Origin of the sequence: Weissella cibaria KACC 11862 (assembly GCF_000193635.1) — a bacterium.
GTDB classification, from domain to species: domain Bacteria; phylum Bacillota; class Bacilli; order Lactobacillales; family Lactobacillaceae; genus Weissella; species Weissella cibaria.
The window spans coordinates 73,890-88,993 of sequence record NZ_AEKT01000057.1; the positions used below are offsets into that span (position 1 = coordinate 73,890).

The 15,104-nt window shown below is 45.7% G+C and carries 11 protein-coding genes, 1 pseudogene and 1 other annotated feature; all 12 genes and pseudogenes read right to left on the reverse strand.

All coding sequences use genetic code 11. From position 1 onward, the window contains the following. Positions 1-51: 51 nt before the first annotated feature. The 12 genes and pseudogenes from ESE_RS0110885 to ESE_RS0110940 all read right to left on the reverse strand — a co-directional run bounded on the left by ESE_RS0110885 (position 52) and on the right by ESE_RS0110940 (position 15,104). Complete coding sequence (locus ESE_RS0110885) at positions 52-552, reverse strand: GAF domain-containing protein (protein ID WP_010375208.1); 501 nt, start codon at positions 550-552, stop codon at positions 52-54. A gap of 100 nt (positions 553-652) precedes the next feature. Next, positions 653-892: a binding site (T-box leader), on the reverse strand. A 78-nt stretch (positions 893-970) separates the two neighbouring features. Then, the gene (locus tag ESE_RS0110890; RefSeq protein ID WP_010375210.1) at positions 971-1,309 is read right to left on the reverse strand and encodes a thioredoxin family protein; all 339 of its coding nucleotides are present in this window, start codon (positions 1,307-1,309) and stop codon (positions 971-973) included. A 241-nt stretch (positions 1,310-1,550) separates the two neighbouring features. Beyond that, positions 1,551-2,807 (reverse strand): MFS transporter, encoded by a 1,257-nt coding sequence (locus ESE_RS0110895; protein WP_010375212.1) that lies wholly within the window; start codon positions 2,805-2,807, stop codon positions 1,551-1,553. A 17-nt stretch (positions 2,808-2,824) separates the two neighbouring features. Further along, positions 2,825-4,615: an ABC transporter ATP-binding protein gene (locus tag ESE_RS0110900; RefSeq protein WP_010375215.1), complete on the reverse strand. Its 1,791-nt coding sequence runs from the start codon at positions 4,613-4,615 to the stop codon at positions 2,825-2,827. After that, positions 4,608-6,365 (reverse strand): annotated as a pseudogene (locus ESE_RS11745) (ABC transporter ATP-binding protein). Before ESE_RS11745 ends, ESE_RS0110900 begins: the two are co-directional and overlap by 8 nt. A gap of 73 nt (positions 6,366-6,438) precedes the next feature. Continuing rightward, positions 6,439-8,241, reverse strand: coding sequence for an oligopeptide ABC transporter substrate-binding protein (locus ESE_RS0110910; RefSeq protein ID WP_010375218.1), 1,803 nt, complete (start codon positions 8,239-8,241; stop codon positions 6,439-6,441). A gap of 113 nt (positions 8,242-8,354) precedes the next feature. Continuing rightward, positions 8,355-9,236 (reverse strand): ABC transporter permease, encoded by an 882-nt coding sequence (locus ESE_RS0110915; protein WP_010375221.1) that lies wholly within the window; start codon positions 9,234-9,236, stop codon positions 8,355-8,357. Between the two features lie 13 nt (positions 9,237-9,249). After that, positions 9,250-10,209 (reverse strand): ABC transporter permease, encoded by a 960-nt coding sequence (locus ESE_RS0110920; protein WP_010375224.1) that lies wholly within the window; start codon positions 10,207-10,209, stop codon positions 9,250-9,252. Between the two features lies 1 nt (position 10,210). Further along, complete coding sequence (locus ESE_RS0110925) at positions 10,211-11,167, reverse strand: ATP-binding cassette domain-containing protein (protein WP_010375227.1); 957 nt, start codon at positions 11,165-11,167, stop codon at positions 10,211-10,213. 9 nt (positions 11,168-11,176) lie between these two features. Continuing rightward, complete coding sequence (locus ESE_RS0110930; protein WP_010375230.1) at positions 11,177-12,175, reverse strand: ABC transporter ATP-binding protein; 999 nt, start codon at positions 12,173-12,175, stop codon at positions 11,177-11,179. Between the two features lie 232 nt (positions 12,176-12,407). After that, complete coding sequence (locus ESE_RS0110935) at positions 12,408-13,913, reverse strand: UDP-glucose--hexose-1-phosphate uridylyltransferase (protein WP_010375233.1); 1,506 nt, start codon at positions 13,911-13,913, stop codon at positions 12,408-12,410. Between the two features lie 9 nt (positions 13,914-13,922). Next, a complete protein-coding gene (locus ESE_RS0110940; RefSeq protein ID WP_010375236.1) occupies positions 13,923-15,104 on the reverse strand; it encodes a galactokinase in 1,182 nt (393 codons plus the stop codon).

Here is a 15,104-nt window from a genome sequence, read left to right on the forward strand (position 1 = left end):
GTTTTTTAATTTTGTAGTTCTATCATACCAGTCTTGTCTAGCAAGTTTGGCTTAGATGTATTGCAACAAAATCTTAGTAAAGTGCTCGATTTCAGCTTGTTCCTTAATGCCAAAACGGTTAAAGGCCGTTGAGTCGATATCCAAGACACCCAAACGCTTACCTGAAGCTGTCGTCAATGGCACAACAATTTCAGCATTTGAAGCAGGATCGCAAGCGATGTGACCGTCGAAGACGTGCACATCGGCGACACGAATCGTCTCTTGCTTGCTAAAGGCATCGCCAACCACACCTGAACCAGGCTTAATGCGAACAACCGCAGCCTTTCCAACGAAAGGTCCCAAGATTAATTCATCAATCTTCTCATCGTACAAGTAAAAACCGGCCCAGTTAACTTGCTTCAAGTTTTCTTGCAAAATAGCCGCCGCATTCGCCAAGTTGGCCAATGGGAACTTTTCTGATTCTTCACCCTTAATCCACTCAATCAACAATTGTGAAATCAAAGGTGTCTTTACCAAGGTATCTGCTTCTGCACGTGTAATCTCAATAGCCATAATATATATCCTCACTTTAATCAAATAATCTATCTTCTTAACAACTCATAAATTCGCGGATAAAAAGAAAAAGTCGTCCCTAGCCAGACTAAAATGTCTGACTAGGGACGACTTCATCGTGTTACCACCCTAATTTATGTATTTGTCACCAAATACACCTCTACAGTTCGCCGCACTCAAGCGGATAAACCAGGGAAGATAACGGTTCCTGCCGTGGTAACAGCTTGCACCATCACCATTTCTCCGAGCTCATCTTCATGTCTTGAACAGAACGACTTCTCATCAACCAGCCGCTTTCTGAATCAGTTCGTAACACTACTCTTCTCATCAACGAATTTATGTCTTAACTTGATGAACTGTATATTACACGCCCCAAATTAGAATGTCAACACTAATATGAGAAAATGTTCATCTAATTTTAAGCAATATTTTTAGTTACCCATGCCAAAACATCATTTGGGTTCAATCGCTCACCGTTACCAATGTGCGCTACTTGTTCGCCACCCTCAAACAAGACAAAGGCTGGAATTCCCATTAAGCCTTGCTCTTGAGCGATTGCCAAATTGGCATCACGATCGGCATCGAACCAGCTAGCGCCCGCATTTTCAACGGCTTCTTTAATATCTTTGACAAATGGCTTAATTGCCTTACAATCACCACACCAATCGGCTTGTAAGAACATCACTTGCTTGCCTGGTTGGGCAAGCAAGTCCTTGATTTCATCATCAGTATGATTGACTGGCTTATAAAATTCCATAGTATTGCTCCCTTAAAACACTTTCCCTCTCCCTAACACCCTATCGTTTTATCACGCACTCGTCAACAGACGAAAAAAGCGCCTGGAAACGGGAAGGTCAGGGCGCTTTTTACTAACCGCGGTTTTCACGCCATTAGCAGAGGCTAGTCAAACCTCTTCAGGGTTGATAATACGCCGTAAAAACAACTCGGTCAACAGTTTTATTAATATTAAATTAGTATAATTAGAAAACGGATAGTTATCAATTGATGGTGGCTGTTCGTCGCATCATCTTAACGGAATAGCCGATTAGGATAACCCCCAGCCCCACAATACCGTACCATGCGATTGTAGTTGAGAAGATATTCGCAATTCCTAAGAAAACCACTTGACCCAATGGCACACCTATCATTTCAAACGTTCCCAACAATCCAGCAACGGTTGTTAAGTGTTCTTCCGGTACAATACGTGTGACCAGGGCGCCATACTTGGGATTTAATTTGCCCATTGCGAAACCAAGCAGAAAATTAATCACAATTAATAGACCGAACCGGGGTAGGAACAATACCGCTAGTGCATTAATCACCATCATCATTAATACCACGTTCACCAAACTTGGTAATTTGATTTTATGCAAATAGCCATTAAACAAGGACGAACCAGCAACGATACCGACACCGATGCCAGCATCGATCAGCGCCAACGTTGTCCCGTAACCACCATGCCACATTTGCTTATTAGCCAGTACCGACAGTTGTAGCAACCCTTGCGCGGCATTTCCCAATAAATTAACCAGGCCCGCCATACTAATGATGTAAACCATCATCGCATCTTGCTTCACCACCGCAAAGCCAGCTACCATCATCGCACGCAGGTGTGTATCGGCCGGTTTAACGAGATCGGAAAACTGTCGGTCCGTGACCAATAATTGCCGGCGCCCAATAAACAGATTCACCCATGATAATAGAAAGAAGCCACCGTTCAATAACGCAAAAATAGTGAAATTATGATGCACGAGCGCCAGCAAACTAACCCCAATCACACCACCAACCATCGCTAGTATATTATTAATCGCCATCATATACCCGTTCGCCGCTTCCAAGTGTTCATCCACCACAAGATGCTTGATTAACGGCTGCAAAACCAACCCGGCCACGTTGCTAATCACATCACTCAACACCAAAAACGGCAAAATGATTAATAGTGGCAACCAGCCTGGCGTAGTCGTAGCAAAGACTACCGCAATGACCACATAGCCTGCGATTTCAATTAAACGGGTAGTTAAAATCCATTGAATTCGTTGCGTCACCCGACCAGCGATTGCACCAAAGAAAAATTGCAACATACTGGGCAACGCCAGCACCACACTAATAACCGACACCGCTAACTTGGCATGCGGTAATTCTGCTGCGTACACCAAAAATGCGTACGTGAACAGCGTTGCACCAAACGCCTGAAACGCCCGACTGACCGCAATCGTGCGAAATTGTTGGTTTTTTAAAAATAATGCTTGAAACATAACGCCTACCCCCCTAATTAATCCGACGTCTCACCCATCTGCATACGATACAAATCGGCATAACGACCATGCTGGGCCAGTAAACTCTCATGGGACCCGCGTTCGACAATCTCCCCCTGATCAAGCACCAAAATTAAATCAGCATCTTTAATGGTTGATAGTCGGTGGGCAATTGCAATCGTCGTCCGTGCTTGTCGCATCTTCGCCAAGGATTGCTGAATAATCGTCTCGGTTTCGGTATCAACGTTAGCCGTAGCTTCATCAAGCACTAAAATTTTCGGATCACGTACAATTGTCCGTGCAAATGACAGTAGCTGCCGTTGACCAGTTGAAAACGCTGCGCCTCGTTCAACAACCGGTTCATGGTAGCCCTGCGGTAAACTCCGAATAAATTCATCCGCATGCACAAATTTTGCAGCCGCCTCGATTTGTTCATCCGCAATTTGCGAATTGTAAAGCCGAATATTGAAGGCAATATCACCATAAAATAGAAATGGCTCTTGCAAAACTAGGCCAACTTGACGCCTAAAATCAGCCATATCCAATTGGCGAATACTCTGATCATCAATCAAAATATCCCCCGACTGAAATTCATAGAACCGCATCATGGCATTAATCGTTGATGATTTACCAGAACCGGTGTGGCCAACCAACGCCACTGTTTGCCCAGGTTCGGCTACAAAACTAATATGCTTTAAGACGTCATGTTCACCGTCATATGAAAAACTGACATCCCGAAACTCAACTTTTCCCGCCGTAATCCGACCATTCGCCGGTGCTTGCTGGGCTGGTTCCAACGTGTCGTCAGCTAAAATCGCCAACACACGACTACCCGCGACCACCCCATCTTGAAATGACGATAACGAATCCATCGCCGAATCAAATGGGTTATAAAACGCCGCCACATATGACAAAAACGCATACACCGTACCAGCTGCTATGGTTGCTGACTGACTCGTCCAACTGAACGTCAGCATTACCGCAATAATAGCGCCGCCATATAACAAGTCCACCATGGGCGATAGCAATAATGAATTTGTTTTCACCATCCGCACACGGGCCTGGTAATAGGCATTATTTGTCTGCGCAAACTCACCCGCTAACCGACTTTCTTGCCGGAATTGCTGAATCACTGACATCCCCGTAATTGCTTCTGCCAATTGGGCGTTCAATTGCGACAACTTTTCACGCATATGCCGATACACTTTCGTTGCCACGACTTGATACAACCAAATACTACCAAGCAGCAACGGCACAAATAACAGCGTCACTAGCATCACATGTACATCCGTCAGCCACATGGCTATAAACGCGGACACGATTGCAAACACACCCGTCGTTAACGTCAAAAACAACTCCCAAAAGTCTGTAAACGAACTGGTGTCATTCGTTACCCGCGACACTAACGATCCCGCTGGTGTCTGATCAAAGTAGCGCATCCCCAACGTATGTAGTTTTCGATACAGCTTCATCCGCACATCTTCCACCATAAATTCAGCTGCCGACATAAACCAATAATCACTGAAGAATTGTGCCACTGCTTTAACCAAAGTGATTGTAAAATACAATAATGCGAAAACAATTAGTAATCGCCACGTGGGTGACATGCGATGCAGATGCTGGTTCATGAATGTCTGCAGCAAGCGTGGTAGTAACACATTTACAACTGAAATGGCAGCGGCCAATATCAAAGCACCGTAAAAATATTTGGCATACGGTTTCATAAAACGAAATAGTGCCCGAACCGTTTGAAATTGTGTCGCCGCGGTCATCTTGCCAGACCATGCGGACGTATTTTGTTTAGCCATGGGTCGTCACCTCCTGATCAAGTTTTTCCGATAACTGTTGCGCCGCAAACATCCGGGCATACCAACCGCCTTGCTGGATTAAGTCACTATGCGTGCCCCGCGCTTCTACCCGACCATGTTCAAACACCAACGTTTCGGCCGCCTGAACGACTGCACTCAGCCGGTGCGTGGCGATAATCGTCGTCTTGCCTCGGCGTTGATTATGGAGCATCGTTAAAATTTGTTGCTCCGTTTTCGCATCAACTGCTGATAACGCATCATCCAAAATCAAAATATCCGGGTTGATAATCAACGCTCGGGCAATCGCGAGCCGTTGGCGCTGACCACCCGACAATGAAATTCCTTGTTCGCCGACTTGTGTATCATAACCGTCTGGCAAATTCATAATGTCATCATGCAAGGCCGCCCAGCGAGCGGCTTCTTGTACCCGCGCCAATGAAATGTTTGGATCTGCAAACCGGATATTTTCTAACACTGAGGTTGAAAACAAAAAATTATCTTGTGGCACATAACCAATCGCTGGTAGATAGGTATCTTTGTCATAGTCACGAATATCAATTTGATTGATTTTGATACTACCGACATACTGATCAAACTCACGTAGCAACAATTGAATCAACGTACTTTTTCCTGACCCAACTGGACCGACAAGTCCCAAAGTATTTCCAGCCTGAACAGTCGCGTGCACATTCTGCAATGCCGCTTCAGTGGCATCTGGGTATTGAAACGTCGTTAGATCAATCTGTAAGTCACCGCGTGGCACTTGTTTTAGCCCTTTTTTATCCAGTGTTGCTGGTTGTTCAGCCAATAACGTCGTAATCCGTTCGTAGGCTGCATTACCGCGTTGCAAGTTATTAAAGAAAAAGCCCAACCCTAAAAAAGGCCAAACTAGCGCCGACAAATAGGTGACAAAAGTAATCAAACTACCAATCGACAGCGCCCCAGTCTGCACAAGGTATCCACCATAAATGATCGTGCCAACAAACGAAATTCCCGTTAAAATCGTAATGGCGGGATTAAACAAGGAATCTAACCGCTCGGCATGGCGGGTCGCCCGAATTGAATCATTAATTTTTGTTTGAAAGTCGGCAGTATCTTCGGCAGCTTCACCAACAGTCTTTAATACTTTAATGCCCATCAACGACTCTTGCGTCTTATTATTCAACTGCGAAAACATATCCTACACTGCTGAAAAGGCGGCAGAAATCGAGCCACCCAACAGTTGCGCCACCAACGTAATCCCAAGCAGTGGCACGACTGCCATAATGGTCAGGAGTGGATTCACCACCACAGCCATCGCTGCAACGACTGATACACCGGTAATCAACGCATCGAATAATTGCAACACGCCATTGCCGGCAACACGTTGCAGTTGATTGATATCATTTGTTGCGTGGGCCAGTAGGTCCCCCGTTCGGTGCTTCTGAAAGAAGGGCTTATCCATCTCCAAATAGTGGTTCAATAAACGCAACCGCATCAAGCGCTCCAAACGAGCCGAGGTTCCCCAAATAAAATATGACCAACCAAACCGTAAGAGATATTGACCAACTGTCGCAATCGCAATCCAGACAATAATTGGACCGAGCGTAGCACCAGATGGTGCCCGCTCACTGATCAAATTTGCAAAGCGACCAATCATAATCGGCGGAATTAAGCCAAGCATTGCCACGCCCAATAGTGCTAGAATGCCGAGTAAATATGAACGCCATTCCAGGCGAATAAACCATTTCAAACGAAAGAATAATCTCATCGTCCCCTCCTACTATTTTTCTGAAGAAAAAGGCTCATGACGCAGACCGTCACGAGCCTTTTAATATTTCTAATTACTTGGTTGCCAAGTCATTTGAGGTCACACCAATCTTCTCCCAAAGATCGTATGCATCATTTGCCTTTGTCCAACCAACCACACGATCATTAACTGGTGTGTAATCGATAGCAAACTTTTGTGGCACTACATATGCTTGATCATTCATGTACTCTTGATACTTCTTGAAGGCTTCCTTACGGTATGACGTCTTCAAAGCTGATTGAGAGTCAATGTCATTCAACAACTTCGTCAACTCAGGTGACGTCGCGTGACCCAAGTTGTAAGGAGCGGCCTTTGAGAACAAATCCATTTGTGAAGGTTCTGATGACAAGCCCCAAGCCGCATCCGTGATATCCCACTTTTGACTCGTACCGTCTTGGACAATCTTGCTCCAGCTGTTAAAGTCGGTCAAACGACCACCGTAAAGGCTGACCTTAACCCCAACCTTCTTCCATTGTTGGATGTTGTTTTGTGAAACCGCTTCTGATGTTGGTGCACCTGAACGAGCCATATAGACCAAATCAAGCTCCTTGCCGTCCTTCTCACGGTAACCCGTCTTCTTGTTCAGCTTCCAACCAGCTTCGTCCAACAAAGCGTTGGCCTTCTTCTGGTTCAATGGGAACCCCTTAGCATCTTTGTCTTGCACAGATGAGAAGACTGGCGGAATTAATGACGTTGCCCGTGTTCCAAGCCCATTTGAATACTTATCAATAACTTGTTGCGTATTCAAGGCATATCCCAGTGCTTGACGGACACGCTTGTCTTGCAAAGGTGTATCACGGTCTTGCACGTTTTCACTCTTATCGGCATCATAGTGTCCCAAGTTGAAGACTTCCATTGAGACGTACAATTGGTTTTGCCCCGTCATCTTATAGCCAGAGGCCTTCTTAATTTGTGGGTACAATGACGCAATATTCTCAATTGACAAGTCGTACTTGTGTGCATTGAAGGCTGCCGCAATCTTAGTTGGTGAAACCACCTGTTCAGTAATTGAATTCAACTTAGGCTTTTCACCATAGTAGTACTTGTTCGGCGTCAACCTAATTGACTCACCTGGCACCACCTTTGCAACTTGATATGGACCCCAAACCAGTGGCTTCGTTGTATTAGCTTCCGATGATGCCAATTTCTTAGGTGCGATATCCTTAATCTGGTGATATGGCGTAACCGTCTCAAGATAGTAGCCATTTCCTGAATATGGCATTCCTGGCTTCATCGCCTTGAAGTGAACCACTACCTTCTTGCCGTCTTCACCATCCGGATAGGTAATACCTGAAATCGTCTTGGTCTTACCATCGTGGAAATCCGACAAACCTTCGATATTAGCCAATGACTCTGTCCAACGATCTGAACCATACGCCTTGTTTGCCAACACTTCATAAGTGAACTCATAGTCCTTGGCTGTCACTGGCTTACCATCTGACCAGGTCAACTTCTTATTCAGCGTGATAGTTGCCGTCTTAGCGTCATCGTCAAACTTAACCGTAGCAGCACCCTTATCATTAATCTTAAATTGCTTATCAGTTGCGAAAATTCCTGATGATCCTTGACCTGTCGGATTGAACATATCACTCGTCAACGCATCATCTGACAACGGTGACAAATACGATCCTTGGAACGGTGTATCTGACACAGCCGCAATCTTCAAATCGCCACCCTTGATAGCCTTACCCGGATTGTTATACGCAACCGGCAACTTACCCACTTTGTCATGATTCACAGCTTGTTTATCATTCCCGTGACCGAACGCGAAGAACGCTGCGACCGCCGCTAACACCACAACGACCAGTCCGAGCAACCATTTAACTGCCTTACTCATACGAACACCCCCATATATTCCCTTATATTTCGTTGACATTGACTTTACTCGCGGTAATTTTAATTGTCAACACATTATTCTAATTAAATTCTAATTTAGATGTTATTAGTCGGTTAGCCTAGTGATTGGCGTTGATCAGCTACCCGTCGTAGCGCTTGCCCAATCATCATAATCAATACGGTATACAACAAGATCATCACTGCGGCAGGAATCCAAACCCACGGCTTACCTGTCATCGTTTCAGGGTCGGTTGCATAGTTAATCAACGTTCCCAATGATGGCGTGTTCGCCGGCAGACCGAAGCCCAAGAATGACAAACTCGTCTCAAGACCGATATTTCCAGCAAACATCAACGTGGCTTCAACGATAATCAACGATGATAAGTTCGGAAAAATCTCGCGGAAAATAATCTTCAAATTAGACGTTCCTGACGTCTTAGAAGCTCGGACATAATCCCGATTCACCTCAACCAACGTTCGCGCACGAATCAAACGCACTGTGTTAAACCACCCCAGCAACGTCATGATGATAATCAATGACCACATGTTGTAATGCGGAATAACCGTGACCAGCACGATAATAATCATCATCACTGGCAAAATTGTCATAAAGTCGATAAAACGCATGAACACGAGATCAAAAACGCCACCAAAATAACCCGTAACTAAACCACCAATCGTACCGAGTGCCAGAATAAGCACGGTTACGAAAAACGCAATCGTCAAAGAATTACGCGCAGCGACCACCAACAATGAAAAGATATCTTTACCACCATTATCGGTACCAAAGATGTGCCCGTCTGTCATTGGCGGTAGGTATTGATTCATAATATTGACGTCCGTGTAAGCCGTTTTGGGGACAAACAACGCACCCACAAAAATAGCCACTGTCAGTAACAGTAATAGAATTATGGCAAACTGAGCCACTTGATCTTGTTGAAATTCGCGTCGCAAGGCATTTCGTAATGTCGGCGCTGTTTTCTTTGCTTGTTCCATTTGTTGCGCCTCCTTAAGAAATTCGAATACGAGGATCGACTGCACTCATGATAATATCTGAGAACAAACCACCCAACACCGCTAAGACACCGTTGAATAGAACCAACGTGGTCACCACCGGATAATCTCGCGTCAAAACTGATTGCACAAACAATGACCCAATTCCTGGGAATGAGAAAATCGTTTCTGCAATAATCATGCCCCCGAAAATACCCGTAATGGCATACCCCATCGTTGAAGCAATCGGCAAGAAGGCGTTACGCAACACGTGCCGTGAGAAAATCCGATTCTCAGGCACCCCTTTTGCCCGGGCTAACTTCACATAGTCCTGCTTGGACTCATCCAAAATACCGGAACGCAAGTACGAAAAGGTACTGGTTGTTGAAATCAGTGCCACAATCAAAGCCGGTAGAATCATGTGATACAGGCGACTACCCAAGACCGGGAAGAAGCCATTAGCGTCAGCCGACACTGTTCCCGATGTTGGGAACCAGCCAAGCGTGTACCCAAAGATAAAAATACCAAATAAATAAAATAGGTAAGCTGGCAACGAATAAATCAATGAGTTGTAGACCACCAACGCATGGTCCGTCCGTGAATTCTCACGACGAGCTGCCACTAATGCCATCGTAATTGCCGTCACATACGTACCAATCAAGGCCAGCAATGACAGCCAAACCGTATTCCCCAAACGGGCACCAATCACACGTGCAACTGGTTGCTTCAACTGGAAAGAATCACCAAAATTACCGTGCACCGCATTGCCAATCCAACGGGCATACTGCACCGTCCACGGATCATCCAACCCAGCAGCCTTACGTAATGCCGCGATTTGAGCTGGGTCAGTGTTTGGCCCAAATTTTCCTGAGAATGGATCACCAGGCATTAACTTGGCCAAGAAAAAGACCAACACAGACACAATAAACAATTGCGGAATCATAATCAGCAATCGACGCAAAATCGTTTTCCACATATTAGAACCCCTCTCCTTCTAGCATTGATTCAGGCAGTGCCACTTGGTGGGTTTCACTAACCGCGACTAACGGAAACGCCCGGCCATCGGCATCATAATATGCTGATTTTTGATCCTGAAACTCTTGTTCAATAGCCTTACGGTGGGCACGATTTTTCGCCCGATTCGGCACATCAATTTCTGGAATTGCTGCTAACAAACGCTTGGTATACAAGTGTTGGGCATGGTTAAAAATATCGTCACGTGAACCAATTTCAACCAATCGGCCGGCGTGCATAATGGCCAAATTTTCCGTCATGTGGCGCACAACACCCAAATCGTGCGAAATGAACAGAAAGGCAATGCCATAGTCTTTTTGAATGCGTTTCATGTAATTCAACACTTGCGCTTGCACTGACAAGTCCAATGCTGAAACTGGCTCATCCGCGACAATCAACTTAGGCTTTGTCGCCACTGCACGGGCAATCCCAATACGTTGGCGTTGACCACCTGAAAACTGGAATGGAAATTGGTACATCGTTTCAGCCGGCAGTCCGACAATATCAAGCAAATGCCGCACTTCCTGGGCCAGCCCGTCTTCTTTTAACCCTGAAAAATTACGCAATGGTTCCGCAATAATATCAAACACTGTCTTACGTGGATTCAACGACGACATCGAGTCCTGGAAAATCATTTGCACGTCCTTGTTGTAATTAACATGGGCGCGGTTCTTGGCGTCCGTCATATCAACGCCCTGAAAATAAATATGTCCTGACGTAATCGGCTCCAATCCCACAATGGCCTTCCCGATTGTTGACTTACCGGATCCTGATTCCCCAATTAACCCATACGTTTTACCAGCCTCAATTGAGAAACTTACCCCGTCTGCCGCGTATACATAATCAGTCACCCGATTGAAAAACCCACTTCGAATCGGATAGTGTACTTTAACGTTTTCTACTCTTAATAACTCACTCATTATCTAACCTCAATCTTCGTCAGCAAACTTAAATACCCGCCATGCATTACCACGCACCCAGTGACCTGGTGTAATCTCCGCCAACTTTGGATCTTGTTCTTGGCGCACGTCTTCGGGCAGCCATGGCGTCCGATCCAAAAACATATCGCGGTGGTGGTCAATGTGTGTCAAACCAGGCACAGTCCCTTGAATGACGTAAAGTTCATCCGATTCATTGTCCAAACTTGGATTTGACCGTAGTAGTGAGCGCGTGTACGGGTGCTTCGGATTAGCGAAGAGTTCCCCGACCTCAGCCTCTTCCACAATTTGGCCGGCATACATGACCGCCACACGGTCAGCTACCTCAGCCACCACACTCAAATCGTGCGTAATGAGAATAATGCCGGCCCCATTTTCAGCCTGAATATCCTGGAGTAGGTCCAAAATTTGCGCCTGAATCGTCGCATCCAATGCGGTAGTTGGCTCGTCCGCAATGATTAACTTGGGCTTATTCGCAATTGCCAACGCAATCACGACACGTTGCCGCATCCCCCCAGACAGCTGATGTGGAAACTCATTCGCCACACGTTCTGGGAAGGGAATCCCAACTTGATTGAGCAATTCAATCACGCGGTCATTGTATTGTGGCTCTTGGTAAACATCGTGCACCGCCAACGCTTCTTTGATTTGGTCGCCAATTTTCATCAACGGATTCAACGCTGCTAGTGGGTCCTGAAAAATCATGCCGATTTCAGCGCCGCGCACTTGTGTCCACTCAGCCGGTGCTAAATTCAGTACATCGCGTTGATTAACTAAAATCTGTCCGGTTACCTGGGTCAGTGTTAAATCATGTAGCCCAATAATTGACGTGGCAAAGGTTGACTTGCCGGAACCTGATTCACCCACCAAAGCCACAACCTCATTCGGCCGTACCGACAAACTAACATCTTCGATTGCTTGGACATATTGGCCGTGAATCTTAAAACTGACACTGACATTTTTTGCAACTAATAGTTCCGCATCGCTCATATTTTGCCACCCTTACTTTTTATAAAATGATTTGTTTTATAATATGACGATATTATGAGTTTTTCAATAGTTTGTTTTAATCTAATTTTAATTTACAAGAAAAATTATCGGATTTCCCCCTTGAAATCCAACTTTAAATTTCCTTTTTTCGGGTTCATACGCAAAAACACATGCAGCTAACCAATAACATTCGGTTAGCTGCATGTGTTTCGTGCAATATCTTAAATTATCATCACTGCTTACCGGCAGCCGTTAAGTGCGCAATGAAGCGCATTAAGCCTTCACGGCCAGCCGTATCGTATTTATACACACCCGCATCAGCTAGCACTCGAATAAATACGTCAGCCACAGCTTGGCGTATAACAGTCATCACATTTTCACGTGTAACTGTTGCGTTCTCACGCAAGGCGGCCGCCCAATCGCGGTGACTCGGTGCAACTGCACTTAACGGTTGATCGCCGACCAAGTAGTTAGCAATTTCCTGTAGCTCTGTCTGTAACCGCGCAGGTAAAATTGCCAGCCCCATCACTTCAATCAAGCCAATATTCTCTTGCTTAATGTGTTGTACATCTGGATGTGGGTGAAAAATACCATCCGGGTACGTGGCTGAAGTGCCATTGTCACGTAATACCAAGTACATTTCAAATTGATCACCTACTTGTCGTGCAATCGGGGTAATCGTATGTTGCGCCTCACCCGTTGGACTGATGGCATGAATATCTAACCGCTCATCTGAATACGTTGCCCAGACTTGGCGAATAAATTCACTAGCCGTCACAATATCGGCGGCGACTTTAGCCGTAATGCGAATGGTTGTCATTGGCCACTTGAGGATTTCAGCATGCACTGCTGGGAAGGCAGGCAATGTCACTTCACGTTCAACTGGGGCCTTCATCAAAGGTAAGACGTGCCGGCCACCTTGAAAATGTTCTTGTGACAAAATCGAGCCACCCACAATTGGTAAATCAGCATTTGACCCAACAAAATACATCGGATATCGTGCCACCAACGTCAATAAATTGGCAAACGTTTGCCGGTCAATGGTCATTGCTTCACGCGCAAAATCGACAAAGATCGCATGCTCTTCAAAATACGCATACGGCGAATAATGCCAACCCCAAGTTTGCCCGTTCACTGTTTCACGAATAAACCGGTGCGTGCTACGTGGCGCCTGTTTAATCGAACCAACAAATCCTTCGTTTGTATAATCTAAAGCGGTTGGTGGATAGTCACTCTTAGGCGCCGATGCAGCTGCTTTTATTTCAGCCGTCGTCTTTTCTGGCTTAGATAAATTAATCGTGATTTCCAACTCACCGAAATCCGTCAACGCTGTATAAGCAATATTACGTTGGATATCGGCAACTTTCACATTTTCCACGGCGCGACTTAGGTCATAATAATAAGCCACTGCGGTTGCTGGACTTTGCGCATACTTCGCCATGAACGTTTGTTGTAATTGATCAGGTGTCGGTGTCACAATGTTAAGCAATCGTGCGCGATCAATCTCCACCTGCCAGCGGTCGGTAGCCGACTGGGGGGCCAAGGCTAAAATAGCTGTCGCTAAGTCACTTAATGACCGCTCGGTGTTTCCCACCAGTCCAGAAGTCACCCCATTTGCCTGAATTTCAGCTAGCACTAAATTAGTGCGATACACCGTTTCCAAATCTGAATACGCACCTAATTTAACACCCCAAGCGACAAAATCCAGCACTAACTGGGTATCATGTGCATCTAACATATTTATCTCCTACGCAATTTCGTGTGTGCCCGCAACAATTTCAGCGACAAAAAAGGCGGGTTGATAGCCAATCTCAGCGGTATACACATCCCCAACCGCCGTGGTAACTGCTGGTACTTGGTCTTTTTCAACTAACGCAATGGCCGAACCACCAAAGCCAGCTCCTGTCATCCGCGCACCCAAGACACCAGGCTGACGTAAGGCCGTCTCAACCAGTGTATCAAGCTCAATACCACTCACTTCAAAGTCATCACGCAAAGATGCATGTGATGCCGTCAGCAATTCACCAAATTGAACCAAATCATGTGCTTGTAAGGCCGCTTTCGCTGCAATCGTTCGTTGGTTTTCAGATACCGCATGGCGAGCTCGCTTCATGACCAGAGCATGGTCTTTTTCAAAATCCGCGGCCGCTGCTTCAAACTGCGGTACTGTTAAATCGCCCAGCGTTTCTACATCAACATTTTCTTGCAACAACGCCAGGGCTTCTTCAGATTCCGCCCGTCGTTCATTATACTTAGAATCCGTTAATTCGCGCTTTTTATTCGTGGTCATGACTAGCAATCGATACTCGCCAAATTCGGCTGGCACCATCTCATACGCCATGGTGTTGGTGTCTAAGAAAATCCCTTGTTCGTCTTCCCCGAAGGCCACCGCAAATTGGTCCATGATGCCAGTTTTGAGACCTAGATAATCATTTTCAACAGCTTGACCTAATTTAACAATCGTCAACTTATCAATCTGATAACCCATCATATCCTTGAGCATGTTTAGCAACAAAATCTCCAAAGAAGCTGACGATGAGAGGCCCGACGCCGTGGGCATATCGCCAACAATGGCCAAATCAAACCCTTTTGACACTGGGTAACCAGCTTCAGCCATCACCGTCATGACACCACGGAGATACTTAATCCAGGTATCGTAGGGGCGCAACGCCAAATCCGTCACCGTAATCGTTTGAATCCCCGCTTCAGGATAGTTTGCCGAATACGTCCGAATTTGATTATCATCACGTGGAGCAATTGCCCCGTATGTCCCAACGCTAATGGCAGCCGGGAAAACGTGGCCCCCGTTAAAATCTGTATACTCACCAATCAAGTTAACCCGACCGGGTGAAAAATAAAGCTTGGCTGGATCATAGCCAAACCGCTTGTTAAATGATTGTGCTAATTCTTCTTGTAATTCATATGCCAT